This window comes from Microbacterium radiodurans, from assembly GCF_008710705.1.
Taxonomy (GTDB): domain Bacteria; phylum Actinomycetota; class Actinomycetes; order Actinomycetales; family Microbacteriaceae; genus Microbacterium; species Microbacterium radiodurans.
The window spans coordinates 328,305-347,142 of the sequence record NZ_VYRZ01000003.1; the positions used below are offsets into that span (position 1 = coordinate 328,305).

Consider the following 18,838-nt stretch of genomic DNA (forward strand, 5'->3'; position numbering starts at 1 on the left):
CCGGACCCGTCCCGGCGACGACCACAGAGGAATGCCATGGCCCCCACCCTCCGATCGCACGCCGACGTCGTCGCCGCCGCGCTCGACGTATCCCGGTTCTCGAACGACGTCTCGCGCTTTCGCCAGGTGCCCAACGGTCTCGACGCGACCGCGCATCGGCAGATGGTCGAGATCCTGGCGCCCTTCCTCGCCCCCGACGTCGTCGACGGGCTCGAGCCGACGCTGCGAGCGATCGCACGGCAGCTGATCGCCGAGCTCGCCGCGCGCCCCGCATTCGACGCGGTGGGCGACCTCGGCGTGCGCTTCGCCGTCCGTGCGCAATCGGCGTGGCTCGGCTGGTCGCCAGAGCACGAGCCGGCGCTGCGCCTGTGGGTCGCCGAGCACCGCGCGGCGCTGCGCTCGGGCGAGGATCACCGCATCGCCGCGACGGCGGCCCGCTTCGACGACATCGTCCGTCTCCTCCTCGACGAACGGCGTGGCTGCGCGCGCGACGATCTCACCACGCGGCTCCTGCGCCTCCGGGCCGCGGACGGCGATCTTCTGCCGGAGGCGGACGTCGTTTCGATCCTCCGCAACTGGACCGGGGGCGACCTGTCGTCGCTCGCGCTGTGCGTGGGCGTCGTGGTCCACTGGCTCGCCGACGACGGCGCGCGGGCGGCACGGCTGCGGGATGCCGCGGCATCCGACCTCGACGCCGTGATCGATGAGATCCTGCGGCTCGACGACCCGTTCGTCTCCAACCGCAGACGGGCCCTTACCGACGCCGTCGTCGGCGGCTGCCCCGTGCACGCCGGAGACGTCGTCGTCTTGGACTGGCGTGCCGCGAACACCGATGCCACCGTATTCGGCCCGGGCTTCGACCCGCACGCCCATGCGGCCGCGAACCTCGTCTACGGCGTCGGCCCGCACGCCTGCCCGGGCCGGATGCTGGCGACGCGGCAGCTGCGCGTACTCGTGCAGGAGCTCCTGGGAGCCGGCGCACCGCAGCCCGCCGCGGGCGATCCCGCGGTGCGGGAGAGTGCGCCCGGGGCGGGCTGGCGGACGATGCCGGTGCGGCTCGTCAGGGACGATGCAGCCGCTGCGGGTCGGGCGTCTTGACGGGGTCCCACCCGCGGCGCACCGGCCGAGCGCCGCGGACGGCGTCGCGCGAGCGGTAGACCACATACGGGCGGAAGAGGTAGCCGACCGGCGCCGAGAAGACGTGCACCAACCGCGTGAAGGGCCACAGCGCGAACAGGGCGAACGCGGTGAGGATGTGGAGCTGGAACAGCAGCGGCACCTCGGCCATGAGCGCCGGCTGCGGCTGGAAGAGGAAGATGCTGCGGATCCACGGCGAGATCGTCTCGCGGTAGTGGAAGCCCGGGCCGAACAGCTGGTAGACGACGGTCGCGAGCGTTCCGAAGCCGAGGGTGGCGGCCAGGAAGACGTACATGACCTTATCCATCGCGGTCGTGGCGAGGAAGACCGGGCCGACGGTGCGGCGGCGGTAGATGAGGATCGCCAGGCCCGCGAGGGTCAGCACGGCCGCGGCGGTTCCCATCGCGGTCGCCCCGACGTGGTAGATCTCCTCCGAGATGCCGATCGCGTACAGCCACTCGCGCGGGACGAAGAGCCCGACCACGTGCCCGGCGATCACCATCAGGATGCCGAGATGGAACATCGGCGATCCCCAGCGCAGCAGACGGTTCTCGTACGTCTGGCTCGAGCGGGTCGTCCACCCGAACTTGTCGTAGCGGTAGCGCCAGAGGTGGCCCACGACGAAGACGGCGATCGCGGCGTAGGGCACGGCGACCCACAGGATGACGGACAGTGCGGTCATGACGGCGTCTCCTTCTGGGAGATCGGCTGGAACGGGGGGAGATTGCCGAGGAAGCTCAGTCCGACGGTCTCGGTGGGCGGTCCCTCGCTGATGAGGTCGAGGAAGCGCTCGCGCGTCGCGGCATCGATCGGCGGCAGCGACAGCGTCACCGCTCGCACGACGTCGGCCCAGGGGCTTCCGAGTCCTTCGAGCGCCGCGCGGAGCACCTCGATGCCCTCGCGGTGAGCGGCGATGAGCGACCCGGCGATCTCGGAATCGGACCGCGCGGAGAACTCCAGCACCGCGGGCAGATAGTCCGGCAGATCGTCGGCGTCGAACTCCCACCCCGCCGCGCGGTAGGCCTCCAGGAACGTGACGAGCGCGACGCCGCGACGGCGGGTGTCGCCGGTGGCGTAGTAGCTCAGGTAGAGGCTGCATTTGCGCTTGAGGTCGAACGTGACGACGTAGCGGCGCTGCCATTCGCCCTCGCCGGTGCTCTGCGCGGCGTCGACGAACGACACGAGCGGCTCGGCCAGCGGTGCCGGCAGCCCGGTCGCGTGCCCGCGGAGCGCCGGCAGCCGTGAGAACCATGCCGCATCGGGGTAATCGAGCAGAAGGGAGGCGAGCATGTGCGCCGTCGCGCGCTCCGGCGGCGTCAGGACGAGCGGCGCGAGCTCGGCCGGCATCGCGCGTCGAGGCGTCACCCGCGTCGCGATGGTCCTCACGATGCGCCCCCGCCCGTCGGACCGTCCGTGCTCCTGCCCGTGCCCGTGCCCGTCTCGCGGACCTCGGTCATGTTCGAGGGCGGGAAGAGCCCGTCGGGCGCACCGTTGCCGTCCCAGTTGAGGAGGTTCACGCGGCCGGGCGTCGAGGGGCGGTCGGCGCTCTGCCGATTGGCGAGCATGTGGAAGTTCTCCACCGCGACGGGGACCGCGGGCCCGCTCGACGAGCCGAAGGGGCCGGCACCGCCCATCCCCGGTCCGCCGTCGAAGTCGAGCGAGCACGCCATCTCCTCGAGAGCGTGGGCCTGCTCGGTGTGCGCCGGCGGGATGACGTAGCGCTCCTCGTACTTCGCGATGGCGAGCAGGCGATACATCTCCTCGATCTCGGCCCCCGTCATCCCGACCGCGTTCGCGATGCGCTCGTCGCGGATGTCGTCGATGCTGACCCCGCGCATGTACGAGCGCATCGCGGCGAGGCGGCGCAGCGACGCATCGACCGGGGCGATGTCACCCGCCGTGAAGAGCTCGGCGAGGTAGCCGATCGGGATGCGGAGCTTGTCGATCGCGGCGAACAGGGTCCGCGCGTCCTCGCCGTCGTTGCCCGAGCCGGTCACGACGTCGACGACGGGGGAGAGCGGCGGGATGTACCAGACCATCGGCATCGTGCGGTATTCGGGATGCAGCGGCAGGGCCACCTGGTACTGCATGAGCTTCCAGATGGGGCTCCGCTGCGCGGCGGTGATCCAGTCCTCGGGGATGCCCTCTGCCCGCGCCGCCTCGATGACGGCCGGGTCGTTCGGGTCGAGGATGATGTCGCGCTGCGCCTGCAGCAGCGCCTGGTCGTCCTCGACGGATGCCGCCTGAGCGACGCGGTCGGCGTCGTAGAGCACGAGCCCGAGGTAACGCAGGCGCCCCACACAGGTCTCGGAGCAGACGGTGGGCAGGCCGACCTCGATGCGCGGGTAGCACATCGTGCACTTCTCGGCCTTGCCGGTGCGGTGGTTGAAGTAGACCTTCTTGTAGGGGCATCCCGAGACGCACATGCGCCAGCCGCGGCACTGGTCCTGATCGACGAGCACGATGCCGTCCTCGGCCCGCTTGTACATCGCGCCCGACGGGCACGATGCCACGCACGAGGGGTTCAGGCAGTGCTCGCAGATGCGGGGGAGGTAGAACATGAAGGCCTTCTCGAACTCGGCCTTCACCTCGTCGCTCATCTTCTGCAGGATCGGGTCGTCCTGCATGGTCTCGAGCGAGCCGCCGAGGTCGTCGTCCCAGTTCGCCGACCACGAGATCTTCATGTCCTCGCCCGTCAGCAGGCTCTTCGGCTTCGCCACCGGCACCTGTGCGCTCTGCGGCGCGTTCAGGAGCATGTCGTAGTCGTAGGTCCACGGCTCGTAGTAGTCGTGGATGTCGGGCAGCTTCGGGTTCGAGAAGATGCGCGAGAGCTTGCTCAGCCGGCCGCCGCCCTTGAGCTTCAGGCGTCCACGCCGGGTCCGCTCCCAGCCGCCGCGCCACTTCTCCTGGTCCTCGTACCCCCGGGGGTAGCCGACACCGGGCCGGGTCTCGACGTTGTTGAACCAGACGTACTCGACGCCCGAGCGGTTCGTCCACGCCTGCTTGCACGTGACCGAGCACGTGTGGCATCCGATGCACTTGTCGAGATTCATGATCATCGACATCTGCGCCATGACCTTCATCAGTACTCCACCTCCTGGCTGCGGCGGCGGATCGTGGTGATCTCGTCGCGCTGGTTCCCGGTGGGCCCGAGATAGTTGAACGCCCACGCCAGCTGCGCGTACCCGCCGATGAGGTGGCTGGGCTTGAGCAGGATGCGGGTGAGGGAGTTGTGGATGCCGCCGCGCTGCCCGCTCGTCTCGGCGATCGGCACATCGACCGTCCGATCCTTCGCGTGGTACATGTACACCGTGCCCTCCGGCATCCGGTGCGACACGTTCGCGCGGGCGACGACGACGCCGTTGCGGTTGTAGGACTCGATCCAGTCGTTGTCGCGGACACCGACCTTCGCGGCATCCTGCGGACTCATCCAGATCGTGGGGCCGCCTCGGCTCAGGGAGAGCATGAACAGGTTGTCCTGGTACTCCGAATGGATCGACCACTTGGAATGGGGCGTGAGGTATCGCACCGTGACCTCGGTCTGGCCGGGGGCGCCGGGGCCGGCGATGCGTCGTGTCGCGCCCACCTCGGGGGAGTCGAAGAGACGGTGCATGTCGAGCGGCGGCCGGAAGATCGGCAGGTTCTCGCCGAGATCCTCCATCCAGTCGTGGTCGAGGTAGAAGTGCTGTCGACCCGTCAGCGTGTGCCAGGGCTTCAGGTGCTCGACGTTGATGGCGAACGCGGTGTAGCGCCGGCCGCCGTGCTCGGAACCCGACCACTCCGGCGAGGTGATGACGCTCCGCGGCTGCACCTGCACGTCGGGGAACGAGATGTGCGCGCCCTCGTGATCCTCGGCGAGGTGGGCGATGCGCTGCCCGGTGCGCTTCTCGAGTTCGCGGAAGCCCTGCACCGCGAGGCGGCCGTTGCTCGTGCCCGAGAACGCGAGGATCATCTCGCAGACGCGCTTGTCGGTGTCGAGCCGGACGCTCCCGGCGTACGGACCGCTCGGCACGGTTCCGTTGACGTGTGCGAGGCGGTCGATCTCGACGTCGGGACGGTAGGTGATGGCCTTCGTCGTCATGCCGAGCTTCGCCGTCAGCGGCCCGAGTGCCTTCCAGCGCTCGTAGAGGTTCGCGTAGTCGCGCTCGACGACGAGAAGCTTGGCCATCGTCTCGCCGGGCACGAGCGGGAGGTCGTCGCGGACGGCGCCGTGGGGCGTTGCCATGACATCGGGGGTGTCGTGCTGCAGCGGCGAGGCGACGAGGTCGCGCCGCACGCCGAGGTGCTCGGCGGCGAGCTCGCTGAAGCGCTTCGCCAGGGCGCCGAAGAGGTCGAAGTCGGTGCGCGTCTGCCACGGCGGGGTGATGGCCGGGGTGAACGCGTGGATGAAGGGATGCATGTCGGTCGAGGACAGGTCGTACTTCTCGTACCAGGTGGCCGCCGGCAGGACGAGGTCGCTGAAGAGGGTCGTCGAGGTCATGCGGAAATCGGCCGTCATGAGCAGGTCGAGCTTGCCCTCGGGGGCCTCGTCGCGCCAGCGCATATCGCGCGGGCGCGATCCTTCCGGCGACTCGCTGGCGCGGACGGCGGAGTCGGTTCCGAGCAGGTGCTTGAGGAAGTACTCGTTGCCCTTGCCCGATGATCCGAGCACGTTCGCCCGCCAGATCGACAGCACGCGGGGGAAGTTCTCGGGGGCATCGGGATCCTCGACCGCGTAGGCGAGCGACCCGTCGGTCAAGCTGTCGACCACGTGCTGCGCGGGCTCCTTGCCGGCCGCCTCGGCTTCGTCGCACAGGTCGAGCGGGTTCCGCGAAAAGGTCGGGTAGGCCGGCATCCACCCGCGCTTGACCGATTCGACGAGGCAGTCGGCCGTCGTGCGGTCGGCGAACCGGCCGCGCGCGAGCGGTGAGGCGAGCTGATCGGCGGGAAGTCCGTCGTAGCGCCACTGGTCGCTCGCGAGGTACCAGAAGGCCGTGCCGATGTTCTGGCGCGGCGGCCGGACCCAGTCGGCCGCGGTCGCGTACTGCGAATAGCCCGTGATCGGCCGCACCTTCTCCTGGCCGACGTAGTGCGCCCAGCCGCCGCCGTTGACGCCCTGGCAGCCGGTCATCGTCGTCAGCGCGAGGAACGTGCGGTAGATCGTGTCGGAGTGGAACCAGTGGTTGGTGCCGGCGCCCATGAGGATCATCGACCGGCCGCCGGACCGATCGGCGTTGTCGGCGAACTCGCGCGCGATACGCGTGGCCTGCGCCGCGGGGACGGAGGTGATCTCCTCCTGCCAGGCCGGCGTCCCCGGCGTCGCGGTGTCGTCGTAGCCTGACGGCCACGTGCCGGGCAGGCCCGGCCGGCCGACCCCGTACTGGGCGAGCAGCAGGTCGAACACGGTCGTCACGCGGCGGCCGGCGACGCGACGCACCGGAACGCCGCGGACAACGGTGCCGGCGCCGCCGGCGTGGGCGGAGCCGGCGGCGCCGGGGTCGGCGGGGTCGAGATCGAAGCGGGGGAGCGAGATCTCCGCCGCCTCGGTCGTGTCGGCGAGATCGGCCAACGACAGCGGGGGCACGACGTCGCCGAGGTCGAGGTTCCAGCGGCCTTCGTCCTCCGGCGTGAAGCGGTGGCCGAGCGAGCCGCCCGGGACGACGGGCGACCCGTGCTGGTCGAGGAGGACCGTCTTGAAGTCGGCCCGCGGGGCGGCGGCGGCATCCCCGCCCAGATCGCTCGCCGTGAGGAACTTGCCGGGGACGAGCAGGCCGTCGGGCAGCTCCTCGAGCGTCACGAGGTAGGGCGAGTCGGTGTAGCGCTGCATGTAGTCCTCGAAGCGCGCCGTCCGGCGCTGCACGAAGTGCTCGGTGAGGATCACGTGACCCATGGCGAGCGCCAGCGCGGCGTCGGTGCCGGGATGCGGCGCGACCCACTCGTCGGCGAACTTCGTGTTGTCGGTGTAGTCGGGGGAGACCGTGACGACCTTCTGCCCGCGGTAGCGCGCCTCGGCCATGAAGTGGGCGTCGGGGGTGCGGGTGACCGGCACGTTGGAGCCCCACATGATCAGGTAGCCGGCGTTCCACCAGTCCGCGGACTCGGGGACGTCGGTCTGATCGCCGAAGACCTGCGGGCTCGCGACCGGCAGGTCGGCGTACCAGTCGTAGAACGACAGGATCGTGCCGCCGAGGAGGTTGAGGAACCGGGCGCCGGCCCCGTGGCTGACCATCGACATCGCCGGGATCGGCGAGAAGCCGGCGACGCGGTCGGGGCCGTAGGTCTTGACCGTGTGCACGTGCGCGGCGGCGGCGATCTCCATCGCCTCGTCCCAGGTGGTGCGGACGAGGCCGCCCTTGCCGCGGGCGCTCTTGTAGGCGCGCGACGCTTCCGGGTCGTCGACGATCGATGCCCACGCGTCGACCGGGTCGGGGTGGCGGCGCTTCGCGTCGCGGTACAGGGTCTGCAGGATGCCCCGGATGTAGGGGTAGCGCACGCGCGTGGGCGAGTAGGTGTACCAGCTGAAGGCGGCGCCGCGCGGGCAGCCGCGAGGCTCGTACTCGGGCGAGTCGGGTCCGACGCTCGGGTAATCGGTCTGCTGCGTCTCCCACGTGATGATGCCGTCCTTGACGTAGACCTTCCACGAGCAGGAGCCCGTGCAGTTCACGCCGTGGGTCGAGCGCACGACCTTGTCGTGCGACCAGCGGTCGCGGTAGAACACGTCGCCCGAGCGCCCGCCCTCGAGGAAGAGCGCGCGGAGATCGGCGGATGTCTCGCCGCGTCGGAGGAAGCGACCCATGCCGAGGAGCGCGTCGGCGAGCGGACCGTCGGTGGCGGGGTGGATGTCTTGCGTGCGGGGGGTCATGGCACTTCCTCGGCTCGGGACGGGTCGGCTGGGAACGGGTCAGCTGGGAACGGGGGCGCCGCGGCGGACGTAGTACCACCACGTCAGTGCGATGCACACGGCGCACAGGAAGGTGGACCAGGCGAAGAAGGGCACGACGCCGATGGTCGAGAGCAGCACCCCGACGAAGAAGGGCCCGAAAGCGGCCACCGACGCCGTCCAGCCGATCGCGCCGCCCGCCTGACGCCGGGAGAAGATCGTCGGCATCTGCTTGAACGTGCCGGCGTTGACCAGCCCCGAGAAGAAGAAGATGACGAGGATGCCGGTGAGGAACCCCCAGAACTGCGAGACGTCGGTCGGCGCGAGGAAGAACAGCGTGGCGACGCAGCCGCCCAGCATCCCGATCGCCCCGATGAGCGTGAAGATCCCGCCGCCGAACCGGTCGCACAGGGGCCCGCACGCCGCGCGGACGCCGGCGCCGAGCGCCGGGCCGATGAAGGTGAAGGCAAGGGCGTTGGGCGCCCCGTCGAACCCGCCGTAGAGCTGGTTGATCAGCAGACCGGTCTGCGCCGCGAGACCCGAGAACAGGCCGAAGCCCATGACGTAGAGGGTTGTCTGGATCCACGTGTGCTTCAGACGGAAGATGTCCATCTGCTCGCGGAAGTCGGCCGTGACCGGCACCCGGCGGATGTAGATCCACGCGGCCGCGGCGGCGAGCAGCACCCACGGCACGAGCACGAGTCCGCCGTTGTGGAGCCAGACGAGTCCGCCGTCCCGGTCCACCTCGGGTGCGAGGGCGGCGGTGCCGAACAGGCCGAACCCGACGATCCACGGCGTGATGAGCTGGACGAACGAGATGCCGAAGTTGCCGAGGCCGGCCTGAAGTCCCAGAGCCGTGCCCGCCAGACGCTTCGGGAAGAAGTAGCTCGTCGAGGGCATGAATCCCGAGAACGTGCCGCCGCCGACGCCGGCCGCGAAAGCGAGCGCCAGGAGAACCCAGAACGGCGTCGAGTTGTCGCGGACGACGAACGTCCAGCCGAGGAGCGGGACGAGCAGCAGGAGCGACGAGAGGGTGACGAGCGTCCGCGAGCCGAGGATGGGCGGCAGGAACATGAACACCATGCGGAGCAGCCCCGCCGACAGGCCCGGCACCGCGACGATCCAGTAGAGCTGCTGGGGCTCGAGCCCGAAGCCGACGTCGTTCAGACGCGGGGCGACGGCGCTCACGACGTACCACGTCGCGAAGCCGATGAACATCGCATACGTCGTGATGGCGAGGGTGCCCCACGCGCGCTTCGGGTCCCAGGTGGCGTCGATCTCGGGATCCCAGTTCGACAGATCGGGCTTCAGCGCTGACCCCGTCGGTGCGGACACGTGCGACCTCCTCGAACCCGTCGCACGAGGTTCCGTGCGTCAGAGCACCAGGATGGCGCTCAGCGCTCGACGGGGTCGGAAGGTCTGGCCGTGTTTATTCGGCGTCCGCACCGCGGTCGGGCGCCGTCGACGCGATGCGCAGCCGCAGGTGGCACAGGTGGGGTGTCACGAGCGGCCGGAGCTCGTCGACCTCGACCGGCCCGCCGGCGCGCCGGAGGACGTCGGCGATGAGCTCGCGGTGGACGCGGCACGCGGCATCCCGATGCGCGTCGATGATGTCGTGGAACGGGCACGGCACCATGTCGATGCGGAGGTCGGCCTCGTCGATCTCGGGGTCGAGGCCCAGTTCGTCGAGGTGCTCGTAGAGGGCGTCGAACTGATGGACGGCGTCGTGCGGCAGCGTGGTGGGTGTCTCGGGGGTCATCCGGCGCAGCAGGTCGCCGTGGAGCTTCGCGGCGTCGATCCGGCGCTGGGCGGACTCGTTGGGGACGTCCTCGCCGGTCGCGGGGAGGAAGAGCGTGCGGGGCCGTCCCCGGACGGGGCGCCGCTCGATGGCGGTGCATGACCCGATTATGGTCCGGACGTGCGGCGGGCGGTCCTAGGCTGTCGACCATGACCGCATCGGCTCACGTCCTGACCGTCTCGGACCGTTCCGCGCGGGGCGAGCGCGAGGATGCCGCCGGCCCCGTCGCCGTCGCGGCCCTGCGCGAGGCCGGGTGGGAGTGTCCCGACGCGCGCATCGTGGCCGACGGAGCGGAGGTCGTCGAGGCGGCGCTGCGGGACGCCGTCGCCGCCGGCGCGCGGCTCGTCGTGACGACGGGCGGCACCGGGGTGGGGCCGCGCGACCGGACGCCGGAGGGCACGACGGCGGTCATCGACCGCGAGGTCCCCGGCATCGCCGAGGAGCTGCGGCGCCGCGGCCTCGCCGAGACGCCGTCGGCGATCCTCACCCGCGGCGTGGCGGGGGTCGTGGGGGAGTCGCTCGTGGTCAACCTCCCCGGGTCGCCGCGGGCCGTGGCATCCGGGATGCCGGTGATCATCGGCGTCGCCGGTCATGTGCTGTCGCAGCTCGGCGGAGGCGATCACTGATGCCGGGTGCGGATGCGGGGGCGGGTGCTGCGCGCGTGCGCATCGCCGCCGTCACCGATGCTCCCCTCGACGTCGCCGCGCACCTGGGCGCCGTCGAGGACCGCACCGTCGGCGCCGTGACGAGCTTCGTCGGGACGGTGCGCGACCACGATCCGGACGCGCCCGCGGGCGTCGCCTCGCTCGAGTACACGGCGCACCCCGACGCCGAGGCGACGCTGCGCCGCATCGCCGAGACGGCGCTCGGCGGCCGCAGCGGTGTCGTCGCCGTCAGTCACCGGATCGGCACGCTCGGAGTAGGCGACGCCGCGGTCGTGATCGCCGTCGGAACGTCGCACCGCGACGACGCGTTCGTCGTCTGCCGCGAGCTCATCGAGGCGATCAAGCGCGAGCTGCCGGTCTGGAAGCGCCAGATCGAGACCGACGGCACCGCGTCCTGGAAGGGCCTCGGCGGCTGACCCGCTCCCCGGGGCTGAGGCGGGAGGTCAGCCGCCGGCGAACGGGGGGAGCACGTCGATGACGGCGCCGGCGGGCAGCGGCACGTCGTCGTCGGTGCGGGCGCCGTCCACGAGCACGGCGCAGCGGGGCAGGATGCGGCCGAGCCCGGGATTCTCGGCGGCGAGAGCCCGGCGGAGGTCGCCGAGGGTCGACTCGTCGCGCTCCGCCTCGGGCGCGCCGGCGAGCTCCGCCGCAGCCGCGAAGAACCGCACCCGCGTCATCAGGACTCCTCGCCCGCTGCGCCCTCGCGCGCTGCGTCCTCGCGTGCCGACCACGCGCGGGCGAGCTCCGTGACCGTCGCGAGGGTCGAACGGATCTGCTCCGGCGACCCGCCCGCCCGGCCGGCGACGATGCCGGCGACGAACGCGCTGAAGGGCGCGGCGGGGCGTGCGACGTCGTGCGCGACATCGCGGGCGAGATCGAGGATCAGCGCGACCGGCAGATCCTCCTCCGACAGCTCGAACCGGGCGCGCAGCACGGCCGCCCAGTCGTCCAGAGCCTCCGGGGGCAGCGTTCGTTCGCTCATTCTTCCTCCTCGTCGTCGGCGACGGCGTCGCCGTATCGGGCACGCGCACGGTTCAGATCGTCCCAGGTGTCGACGTCGTCGGTCTCGTCGGCGGGAGCCGGGATGACGGCGATCGCCGCACCGGCGAAGAGGTCGCGCACCGCGGCATCCCGCCCATCGTCGGCCATCGCCTCGGCCGCGCGTCGCAGCGGAGCCGTGCGGTAGAGGCCGGTCAGCCACTGCGGCCGCGACGAGACGTCGGCGAGGCACAGGCCGTCGGTGTCGTGCGGCACGAGATCGCGCGCCGCGCGCAGCCGACGGGTCGCCTCGGCAGCGGCGGGCAGATCGCACGCGAGCACGTACGTCCACTCCGGGTCGCGCGGCCACGACCGCAATCCCGCCACGACGGCCGCGGCGGGACCGGCGAACGCCGGCTCTTCGCGCACCCACCGGTGCCGGTCGTACCCCGCGGCCGCGTCGCCGACGATCGTGAGGGGATCGCTGTCCGCGACGGCGGCGATCGCCCGCGCGAGGAGGGATCGTCCCCCCACCTCGAGCAGCGGCTTCGCGACCCCGTCCAGTCGACGGGCACGCCCGCCGGCCAGCAGGATCGCCCCGGTGCTCATTCCGGTCGGATCCAGTCGCCGCTCTTGCCGCCGGTCTTGCGGACGATGCGCACCGATTCGATCGACGTCGCCTTGTCGAGCGCCTTCACCATGTCGACGATCGCGAGCGCCGCGACGCTGACGGCCGTGAGCGCCTCCATCTCGACGCCCGTCCGGTCGGCGGTGCGGACGGTCGCCTCGACCTCGACGCCCGCGTCGCCGACGCTCAGGTCGAGGACAGCACCGTGCACGCCGATCACGTGGGCGAGCGGCAGCAGGTCGGGGGTGCGCTTTGCCGCGCTGATGCCGGCGATGCGTGCGACCGCGAGGACGTCGCCCTTGGGCACCGAGCCGTCGCGGAGCGCGGCCACGACCTCGGGCGCGCACCGGACGAACCCGCGGGCCGTGGCCGACCGCACGGTCGGGACCTTCTCGGTCACATCGACCATGCGGGCATGACCGGCGGCATCGAGGTGCGTGAAGCTCATGACCTCATCCTTCCAGCAGCAGCACGTCGACGAGGTCGCCGGGCGAGACCTCGGCCACCTCGGCCGGGACGACGGCATAGGCTTCGGCGAGCCCGAGGCCGCCGGCGAGATGCGACCCGGAGCCGCCCGCCGTCGCGGGGCGCACCCGCCACGCGGCCGGGTCGCTCCGGTCGATCGCGGCCGGCAGGTACTGGCGCCGCCCGGCCGGGGTGCGCCAGCCCTCGGCCGCCGGCAGCCGCAGGCGCGGGCGGTGCAGCTCGCGCCGCCCCTGGAGCGCGAGCAGCGCCGGACGCACGAAGGTCTCGAACGACACCGCTGCGCTCACCGGGTTGCCGGGCAGGCCGAAGGCGAGCGTCCCCGAGGGGAGCACGCCGAACCCCTGCGGCTTGCCGGGCTGCATCGCCACCCGGGTGAAGTGGAGGGCGCCGGCCAGCTCGTTCTTGACGACCTCGTAGGCGCCCGCGCTGACGCCCCCCGACGTGATGAGCACGTCGGCGCGGTGATCGCCCGTCGTCGCCTCGGCGAGGACGCGCCGGAAATCCGCGCCGTCGTCGTCGACCGTCGCCCGCACGACGACGCGGCCGCCCGCGGCCGTCACGAGGGCGGTCAGCAGCGCGCTGTTCGACTCGGGGATCTGCCCGCGCCCGAGCGGGCGTCCCGGGGCGACGAGCTCCGACCCGGTCGAGACGACGACGACGCGGGGCGCGGGTGAGACCCGCAGGGTCGGGATGCCGGCCGCCGCCGCTGCGCCGAGCTGGAGCGGTCCGATCGGGACCCCCGCGGGGAGCACCGTCTGTCCGGCGTCGGTGTCGGCTGCGGCGCGACGGACGTGGGCGCCGCGCTCGTGGGGAGCGCGCTCGACGCGGACGCGGCGGAGCGAGTCGGCGAGGCCGTCGGCGGTGTCCTCGAACGGCACGATCGTGTCGGCGGCCGTCGGCACGGGGGAGCCCGTCATGATGCGCACGGCCTCGCCCGGGGCGAGGGGCGGATCGTCGGGAGAGCCGGCCGGGAGGTCTCCGACGACGGTGAGCTCGACGGGCGTGCCGGGTGCGGCATCCCGGACGTCCTCGAAGCGCACCGCGAATCCGTCCATCGCCGAATTGTCGAAGACCGGGATGGCGACGGTCGCGACAGCGGGCTCGACGAGCGTGCGACCGACGGCGCGATCGAGGGCGGCCTCGACGGCGGGAAGCGGCGAGACGGCCGCCAGGATGTCGGCGAGGTGCTCCTCGACGCTGCGCAGTCGGCCCGGTGCGTGCCCGCTCACCGCCACGCCGCCAATCCGCCGGTCAGCACCGACGCGTCGATGCCGCGGGCGAGCAGTTCCCGCGCTGCGCGGTCGGCCCGCGCCCCGCGCTCGCACACGACGACAACGGGGGTGCGCGGGACCCGGTCGGGGTCGGCGAGGAGATCGCCGAGGGGGATCAGCACCGATCCGGGCAGGATATCGCGAGCCGTCTCGTCGGGTTCGCGCACGTCGAGCACCGTCGCGCCCGCGCGCTGCGCCTCGCGCAGATGAGCGAGATCGACCTCGACGGGCGCCGGAACGCGCGTCGCCGCAGCGGCGACGCGCGGCGGTGCGGAGAGAGGATCCCGCGACTGCGCCGCGCGGAGCGGGATCTCCCGCTGCGTCGCCGCGAGCGAGTCGATGACGGCGACACGTCCGAGCAGCGGCTCGCCGATGCCGGTGACGAGCTTGATCGCCTCGCTCACCAGCATCCCGCCGACCTGGATGCACAGCGCGCCGAGGACGCCGACGTCGGAACAGGTCGGCAGCTCGCCGACGCTGCCCGCCGGATAGAGGTCGCCGAGGACGACGGGCGGAATGCCGGCGGGCGGCTGCGACCAGAAGACGGTCACCTGCGCGTGGAACTCCTGCACGACGCCCCACACCAGTGGGGTGCCGCGGAGCCGGCAGGCATCGGCGACGGCCGTGCGGGTCTCGAAGGTGTCGGAGCCGTCGATGACGAGGTCGGCGTCGGCGATCAGCGCCTCGGCGTTGGCGGCGGTGAGGCGCTCGCGGCGGGGCAGGACGCGGGTCTCGGGCGAGAGGTCGGCGACGGCCCGGACGACGGAGTCGACTTTGGGTGCGCCCACGTCGCCCTCGCGATGCACGATCTGCCGCTGCAGGTTCGTCCGCTCGACGATGTCGTCGTCGATGACGGTGATCGATCCGACCCCCGCGGCCGCGAGGGCGAGGATCACGGGCGAGCCGAGGCCGCCCGCCCCGATCACGGCGACGCGAGCTGCGGCGAGTCGGCGCTGGCCGATCTCGCCGAATCCGGCGAGCACGGCGTGACGGGCGGTGCGTTCGCGCTCGGCGGCGGAGATCGCATCCGCGGGTGCGACCAGCGGCGGCAGGGGCATGTGCTCAGGCTAGACGGCGCCTGCCCCGAGGCGGCGGGCCGACGCCGGGAAAACCCCGCGGCTCACGCTGATGCGGACATTTACCGCCTCAGTCTCCGCGGATGCGGGTAGCGTGATGTCATGACGACGTATCGGATCTCGGAATCCGCCCGGCTGCTGGGTGTCAGCGACGACACCGTCCGCCGCTGGATCGACGCCGGCGTGCTGCCGACGACCGACGACACCCCCGCGCGCATCCCCGGCGCCGCCCTCGCGGCGCACGCGGTGGAGCTCGCGCGCACGGCGGCCGACCCGGCCGATCGTCTCTCGAGCGCGCGCAACCGATTCGTCGGGCTCGTCACCCGCGTCCAGATCGACGGCGTCATGGCCCAAGTCGACATCCAGTCGGGGCCCCACCGCGTCGTCTCGCTCATGACGGCCGAAGCCGCTCGCGAACTCGCACTCGAACCGGGCTCGCTCGCCGTCGCGACGGTGAAGGCCACGACCGTCGTCATCGAGACCCCGAAGGACTGACCGCATGATCCGCACGTCCCGTCCCCGCTTCGCCGCGCTCGCACTCCTCACCGCCGCCGTGCTCACCGCGTCCGGCTGCGCCGCCGCGGGCGGCCCCGACGCCGACCCGTCGGCCGACCCGGATGCATCGGTGTCGGTGGCGCCCGAGCTGACCGGCGATCTCACGATCTTCGCGGCGGCGTCGCTCAAGGCCGGCTTCGATGAGCTCGCCGAGCGCTTCGAGCAGCAGCATCCTCAGGTCGACGTCCGGCCGATCAGCTACGACGGGTCCTCGACCCTGGCGACGCAGCTCGTCGAGGGCGCCCCGGCGGACGTGTTCGCCTCGGCCGATGAGGCGAACATGACGAAGGTCGTGGCTGCCGGTGTCGCGACCGGCCCGGAGCTGTTCGCGACGAACCGGCTCACCCTCGTCGTCCCCGCCGGCAACCCGGGCGGCGTGACCGGCCTGGCCGATCTCGACGACCCCGACCTCGCGATCGTGCTGTGCGCCGCCGAGGTTCCGTGCGGCGCCGCCTCGACGACGCTCCTCGACGCGGCGGGGGTCACGGCGAGCGTCGACAGCTTCGAGCAGAACGTGACCGCCGTGCTCACGAAGGTGGCCACGGGTGAGGCCGACGCCGGTCTCGTCTACGTGACGGATGCCGCGACCACGACCGACGTCGAGACGGTGACGACCGAGGGAGCCGACGGCGCCCTGAACCGCTATCCGATCGTGGCGCTGCAGGATGCCGCATCCCCCGACGTCGCCGCGGCCTTCGTCGCCTTCGTCCTCTCGGACACCGGCCGCGGCGTGCTCGGCGATCTGGGCTTCGGGGCCCCGTGAGTCGGGCGGCCGGCGGCGCGGGAGGGTTCGTACCGCGGATCCTCCTCGTGCCGGCCCTGCTCGGACTGGCGCTTCTGGTCGTGCCGCTGACGGCGCTCGTCGGACGCGTCGACCTCTCGACCCTCTGGCAGGACGTCACCTCGCCCGCCGCCGGATCGGCCCTCCTCCTGTCGCTGCAGACCGCGCTCGCCGCCACGGCGGCGTGCATCGTCCTCGGTGTGCCCCTCGCGCTCCTCATCGCCCGCTCCGGGGCGCGATCGGCGGCGGTCATGCGCGCCGTCGTCACGGTGCCGCTCGTGCTGCCGCCCATGGTCGGCGGCGTCGCGCTGCTGTTCCTCTTCGGTCGCACCGGCTGGCTCGGCGAGGTCCTCGCGGGCGTCGGCGTCCGCATCCCGTTCACCACCGTCGCCGTCGTGCTCGCGCAGACGTTCGTGGCGCTGCCCTTCCTCGTCCTCGCGCTCGAGGGTGCGCTCCGCGCGACCGGACAGCGGTTCGAGCAGGCGGCGGCGGCCCTCGGCGCGGGACGGTGGCGGATCCTCTGGCGCATCACGATCCCGCTCGCGGGGCCGGGTCTCGTGGCCGGCATCGTGCTGTGCTTCGCGCGGGCGCTCGGCGAGTTCGGGGCGACCGCGCTGTTCGCGGGCAACGCGCCGGGGGTCACGCAGACGATGCCGCTGGCGATCTACACGGCCTTCAACGGCGCCGGGGTGTCGCAGGGCACGGCCGTCGCGCTGTCGCTGCTGCTGCTCGTGACGGCGGTCGCGGTGCTGCTGCTCGTGCGCGCCTGGCGGCCGGGGGCGACCCGATGAGCGGCCGCGCCGCCGGGCTCGAGGTCGCCGTCCGCGTGCGACGGCGGGAGCTGACCGTCACGGCGCAGTTCACCGCCGCGGACGGCGAGATCGTCGCCGTGATGGGACCGAGCGGTGCCGGCAAGACGACGCTCCTCGAGGCGATCGCCGGTCTCGTGCCGCTTGCGGACGGATCGGTGGCCGTCGGCGGCATCGAGGTCGCGACGCCGCGGCGGCAGGTCGCGCCGCAGCGCCGCGGAACGGTGCTGCTGCGTCAGGACCCCTGCCTCTTCCCGCACCTGAACGCGCGCGAGAACATCGCCTTCGGGCTCCGGACCCGCGGCGCCTCGCGGGCCGAGGCCCGGCGCGCCGCCGACGAGTGGCTCGCGCGGGTCGAGCTCGCCGGTCGCGGCGATCGGCTGCCGCGCGAGCTCTCCGGCGGGCAGCAGCAGCGCGTCGCCCTCGCCCGCGCGCTCGCCGCCGCGCCGCGCGTCGTCCTGCTCGACGAGCCGTTCACCGCGCTCGACCCCGAGACCGTCGCGGCGCTCCGATCGATGCTCCGCGATCGCCTGCGCGAGACCTCGACGACAGCGGTGCTCGTCACCCACGACGCCCTCGACGCCGCCGTGGCAGCCGACCGTCTCGTCGTCCTCGAGGGTGGAGAGGTCTCGCAGGACGGTCCGGTGGGCGACGTGCTCCGCTCACCGGCGACGGCGTTCGGCGCGGTGATCGCCGGCCTCGACCGGGTGCCCGGCCGGGTCGCGGCGGGGGTGTGGACCGGCGGCGCGATGCGGGTGCCCGTGGCGCGACCCGACGGCGACCTGACGGCGCTCTTCCGGCCCGGGGCCGTCGCGCTGGAGGCGGGGCCCGGCGGCGGGGACGGGGCTCGGCCCGGGCACGCCTCGTGGCGCGCGCCGATCGCCCGACTGGAGCCGACCATCGGCGGTGTGCGCGTGCAGCTGGCGGACCCCGCCGTCGCGGTCGACGTGCCGCTCACCGCCGCCGCGGTGCTCGAGCCGGGCGCCGAGGTGACGGCATCCGTTCCGCTCGACACGATCGCCTGGGTCTGAGCCCGCGGTCTGGGGCTGGGCCGGGCTGGGGTTGGGGTGGTCGCGGGCTGGGGTGGGTGGGAGGATCGGGGGATGCTGCACCTGAGGCGCTTCCGGGCGGGCGATGAGGCCGCGCTCGCCGACATCTGCTTGCGCACCGCCGACGCGGGCGCCGACGCCACCGGCGTCTTCGCCGACGACGACATCTGGGCGGCGGTGTTCGTGCTGCCCTACGTCGAGCGGCATCAGGACCTCGCGTTCGTCGTCGCCGACGACGAGGACCGACCCGTGGGCTACGTCGTCGGGACCGACGACACGCGCGCGTTCGAGGACTGGTTCGCCCGCGACTGGTGGCCGCGCGCCGGATCGCGCTGGCCGCGTCCCGCCGCCGACGACACCTCGCGCCAGGCCGGCACGCTGCGCTACGCCGCCGGCCGCCGCGCCGGCGCCGAGCCCTACGGCGACCGGCATCCCGCACATCTGCACATCGACCTGCTGCCCGAGGCGCAGCGCCAGGGGTGGGGGCGTCGCCTGATCGACCGTCTCGGCGTCGAGCTGCGGGGGCGCGGCGTCACGGGGCTCCACCTCGTCGCCTCGACCGACAACACCGCGGCGCTCGCGTTCTACGACCGGATCGGCCTCGAGCGGCTGCCCTCGCACAACGGCGTGCAGGCCTTCGGCCGCGACCTCGCTTCGCTCTGAACCGCCCGCCGTCGCCTCCGTCCCGGCGCCCGCCTCGCTCGGCCGCCCCTCGCCCGCAGATCGCGGACTTCCCGCGTTCTGCG

The 18,838-nt window shown here is 72.7% G+C and carries 20 protein-coding genes; 8 read left to right on the top strand and 12 right to left on the bottom strand.

Features of this window, described 5'->3' with window-relative positions:
- Positions 1-36: 36 nt before the first annotated feature.
- Positions 37-1,098 carry a cytochrome P450 gene (locus tag F6B42_RS11790; RefSeq protein WP_150419892.1) on the top strand — a complete coding sequence of 354 codons (1,062 nt, stop codon included), beginning with the start codon at positions 37-39 and terminating at the stop codon, positions 1,096-1,098.
- Here F6B42_RS11790 and narI read toward each other — a convergent pair.
- The 6 genes from narI to F6B42_RS11820 all read right to left on the bottom strand — a co-directional run bounded on the left by narI (position 1,061) and on the right by F6B42_RS11820 (position 9,755).
- A complete protein-coding gene (narI, locus tag F6B42_RS11795) occupies positions 1,061-1,819 on the bottom strand; it encodes a respiratory nitrate reductase subunit gamma (protein WP_150419893.1) in 759 nt (252 codons plus the stop codon). The two genes, F6B42_RS11790 and narI, sit on opposite strands and share 38 nt — an antisense overlap.
- Complete coding sequence (gene narJ / locus F6B42_RS11800) at positions 1,816-2,523, bottom strand: nitrate reductase molybdenum cofactor assembly chaperone (protein WP_223878472.1); 708 nt, start codon at positions 2,521-2,523, stop codon at positions 1,816-1,818. Before narJ ends, narI begins: the two co-directional genes overlap by 4 nt.
- Positions 2,520-4,220 (bottom strand): nitrate reductase subunit beta, encoded by a 1,701-nt coding sequence (gene narH / locus F6B42_RS11805; protein WP_150419894.1) that lies wholly within the window; start codon positions 4,218-4,220, stop codon positions 2,520-2,522. Before narH ends, narJ begins: the two co-directional genes overlap by 4 nt.
- Positions 4,220-7,978 (bottom strand): nitrate reductase subunit alpha, encoded by a 3,759-nt coding sequence (locus F6B42_RS11810; protein ID WP_150419895.1) that lies wholly within the window; start codon positions 7,976-7,978, stop codon positions 4,220-4,222. Before F6B42_RS11810 ends, narH begins: the two co-directional genes overlap by 1 nt.
- A 39-nt stretch (positions 7,979-8,017) precedes the next feature.
- A complete protein-coding gene (locus F6B42_RS11815; protein WP_223878473.1) occupies positions 8,018-9,331 on the bottom strand; it encodes an MFS transporter in 1,314 nt (437 codons plus the stop codon).
- A 94-nt stretch (positions 9,332-9,425) separates the two neighbouring features.
- A complete protein-coding gene (locus F6B42_RS11820; protein ID WP_150419896.1) occupies positions 9,426-9,755 on the bottom strand; it encodes a helix-turn-helix domain-containing protein in 330 nt (109 codons plus the stop codon).
- 188 nt (positions 9,756-9,943) lie between these two features.
- Here F6B42_RS11820 and F6B42_RS11825 point away from each other — a divergent pair, with 188 nt between their 5' ends.
- Together F6B42_RS11825 and F6B42_RS11830 are read left to right on the top strand one after the other, a co-directional pair.
- Positions 9,944-10,420, top strand: a complete 477-nt coding sequence (locus F6B42_RS11825) for a MogA/MoaB family molybdenum cofactor biosynthesis protein (protein ID WP_150419897.1) — start codon at positions 9,944-9,946, stop codon at positions 10,418-10,420.
- The gene (locus tag F6B42_RS11830; protein WP_150419898.1) at positions 10,420-10,875 is read left to right on the top strand and encodes a molybdenum cofactor biosynthesis protein MoaE; all 456 of its coding nucleotides are present in this window, start codon (positions 10,420-10,422) and stop codon (positions 10,873-10,875) included. Before F6B42_RS11825 ends, F6B42_RS11830 begins: the two co-directional genes overlap by 1 nt.
- 27 nt (positions 10,876-10,902) lie before the next feature.
- Here the strand turns inward: F6B42_RS11830 and F6B42_RS11835 are convergent, their stop codons facing one another.
- The 6 genes from F6B42_RS11835 to F6B42_RS11860 are packed head-to-tail and all read right to left on the bottom strand — an operon-like array spanning position 10,903 to position 14,880.
- Positions 10,903-11,136, bottom strand: a complete 234-nt coding sequence (locus F6B42_RS11835) for a MoaD/ThiS family protein (protein WP_150419899.1) — start codon at positions 11,134-11,136, stop codon at positions 10,903-10,905.
- Positions 11,136-11,441: a DUF6457 domain-containing protein gene (locus F6B42_RS11840; protein WP_150419900.1), complete on the bottom strand. Its 306-nt coding sequence runs from the start codon at positions 11,439-11,441 to the stop codon at positions 11,136-11,138. The genes F6B42_RS11835 and F6B42_RS11840 overlap by 1 nt, the downstream gene beginning before the upstream one ends.
- Positions 11,438-12,046 (bottom strand): molybdenum cofactor guanylyltransferase, encoded by a 609-nt coding sequence (mobA, locus tag F6B42_RS11845; protein ID WP_150419901.1) that lies wholly within the window; start codon positions 12,044-12,046, stop codon positions 11,438-11,440. Before mobA ends, F6B42_RS11840 begins: the two co-directional genes overlap by 4 nt.
- Positions 12,043-12,513 (bottom strand): cyclic pyranopterin monophosphate synthase MoaC, encoded by a 471-nt coding sequence (gene moaC / locus F6B42_RS11850; RefSeq protein WP_150419902.1) that lies wholly within the window; start codon positions 12,511-12,513, stop codon positions 12,043-12,045. Before moaC ends, mobA begins: the two co-directional genes overlap by 4 nt.
- Positions 12,514-12,517: 4 nt before the next feature.
- A complete protein-coding gene (locus tag F6B42_RS11855; protein WP_150420270.1) occupies positions 12,518-13,780 on the bottom strand; it encodes a molybdopterin molybdotransferase MoeA in 1,263 nt (420 codons plus the stop codon).
- On the bottom strand, positions 13,777-14,880 hold the full coding sequence (locus tag F6B42_RS11860) for a ThiF family adenylyltransferase (RefSeq protein WP_150419903.1): 1,104 nt from the start codon (positions 14,878-14,880) through the stop codon (positions 13,777-13,779). The genes F6B42_RS11855 and F6B42_RS11860 overlap by 4 nt, the downstream gene beginning before the upstream one ends.
- Before the next feature lie 120 nt (positions 14,881-15,000).
- Here F6B42_RS11860 and F6B42_RS11865 point away from each other — a divergent pair, with 120 nt between their 5' ends.
- From F6B42_RS11865 to F6B42_RS11885, 5 genes are all read left to right on the top strand, one after another.
- On the top strand, positions 15,001-15,393 hold the full coding sequence (locus tag F6B42_RS11865) for a TOBE domain-containing protein (protein WP_150419904.1): 393 nt from the start codon (positions 15,001-15,003) through the stop codon (positions 15,391-15,393).
- 4 nt (positions 15,394-15,397) lie between these two features.
- Complete coding sequence (modA, locus tag F6B42_RS11870; protein WP_150419905.1) at positions 15,398-16,216, top strand: molybdate ABC transporter substrate-binding protein; 819 nt, start codon at positions 15,398-15,400, stop codon at positions 16,214-16,216.
- On the top strand, positions 16,213-17,025 hold the full coding sequence (locus F6B42_RS11875) for an ABC transporter permease (RefSeq protein ID WP_150419906.1): 813 nt from the start codon (positions 16,213-16,215) through the stop codon (positions 17,023-17,025). Before modA ends, F6B42_RS11875 begins: the two co-directional genes overlap by 4 nt.
- The gene (locus F6B42_RS11880; RefSeq protein WP_150419907.1) at positions 17,022-18,074 is read left to right on the top strand and encodes a sulfate/molybdate ABC transporter ATP-binding protein; all 1,053 of its coding nucleotides are present in this window, start codon (positions 17,022-17,024) and stop codon (positions 18,072-18,074) included. Before F6B42_RS11875 ends, F6B42_RS11880 begins: the two co-directional genes overlap by 4 nt.
- 72 nt (positions 18,075-18,146) lie before the next feature.
- The gene (locus tag F6B42_RS11885) at positions 18,147-18,755 is read left to right on the top strand and encodes a GNAT family N-acetyltransferase (protein ID WP_150419908.1); all 609 of its coding nucleotides are present in this window, start codon (positions 18,147-18,149) and stop codon (positions 18,753-18,755) included.
- Positions 18,756-18,838: the final 83 nt, after the last annotated feature.

Excerpts from the sequence above, each read along its gene's own strand:
- moaC (WP_150419902.1), bottom strand. The coding sequence starts at position 12,513 with ATGAGCTTCACGCACCTCGATGCCGCCGGTCATGCCCGCATGGTCGAT.
- F6B42_RS11830 (WP_150419898.1), top strand. The coding sequence starts at position 10,420 with ATGCCGGGTGCGGATGCGGGGGCGGGTGCTGCGCGCGTGCGCATCGCC.
- F6B42_RS11825 (WP_150419897.1), top strand. The coding sequence starts at position 9,944 with ATGACCGCATCGGCTCACGTCCTGACCGTCTCGGACCGTTCCGCGCGG.
- F6B42_RS11790 (WP_150419892.1), top strand. The coding sequence starts at position 37 with ATGGCCCCCACCCTCCGATCGCACGCCGACGTCGTCGCCGCCGCGCTC.
- narH (WP_150419894.1), bottom strand. The coding sequence starts at position 4,220 with ATGAAGGTCATGGCGCAGATGTCGATGATCATGAATCTCGACAAGTGC.
- F6B42_RS11860 (WP_150419903.1), bottom strand. The coding sequence starts at position 14,880 with ATGCCCCTGCCGCCGCTGGTCGCACCCGCGGATGCGATCTCCGCCGCC.
- F6B42_RS11880 (WP_150419907.1), top strand. The coding sequence starts at position 17,022 with ATGAGCGGCCGCGCCGCCGGGCTCGAGGTCGCCGTCCGCGTGCGACGG.
- F6B42_RS11820 (WP_150419896.1), bottom strand. The coding sequence starts at position 9,755 with ATGACCCCCGAGACACCCACCACGCTGCCGCACGACGCCGTCCATCAG.
- modA (WP_150419905.1), top strand. The coding sequence starts at position 15,398 with ATGATCCGCACGTCCCGTCCCCGCTTCGCCGCGCTCGCACTCCTCACC.
- F6B42_RS11885 (WP_150419908.1), top strand. The coding sequence starts at position 18,147 with ATGCTGCACCTGAGGCGCTTCCGGGCGGGCGATGAGGCCGCGCTCGCC.
- F6B42_RS11865 (WP_150419904.1), top strand. The coding sequence starts at position 15,001 with ATGACGACGTATCGGATCTCGGAATCCGCCCGGCTGCTGGGTGTCAGC.
- F6B42_RS11840 (WP_150419900.1), bottom strand. The coding sequence starts at position 11,441 with ATGAGCGAACGAACGCTGCCCCCGGAGGCTCTGGACGACTGGGCGGCC.
- F6B42_RS11810 (WP_150419895.1), bottom strand. The coding sequence starts at position 7,978 with ATGACCCCCCGCACGCAAGACATCCACCCCGCCACCGACGGTCCGCTC.
- narI (WP_150419893.1), bottom strand. The coding sequence starts at position 1,819 with ATGACCGCACTGTCCGTCATCCTGTGGGTCGCCGTGCCCTACGCCGCG.
- mobA (WP_150419901.1), bottom strand. The coding sequence starts at position 12,046 with ATGAGCACCGGGGCGATCCTGCTGGCCGGCGGGCGTGCCCGTCGACTG.
- F6B42_RS11835 (WP_150419899.1), bottom strand. The coding sequence starts at position 11,136 with ATGACGCGGGTGCGGTTCTTCGCGGCTGCGGCGGAGCTCGCCGGCGCG.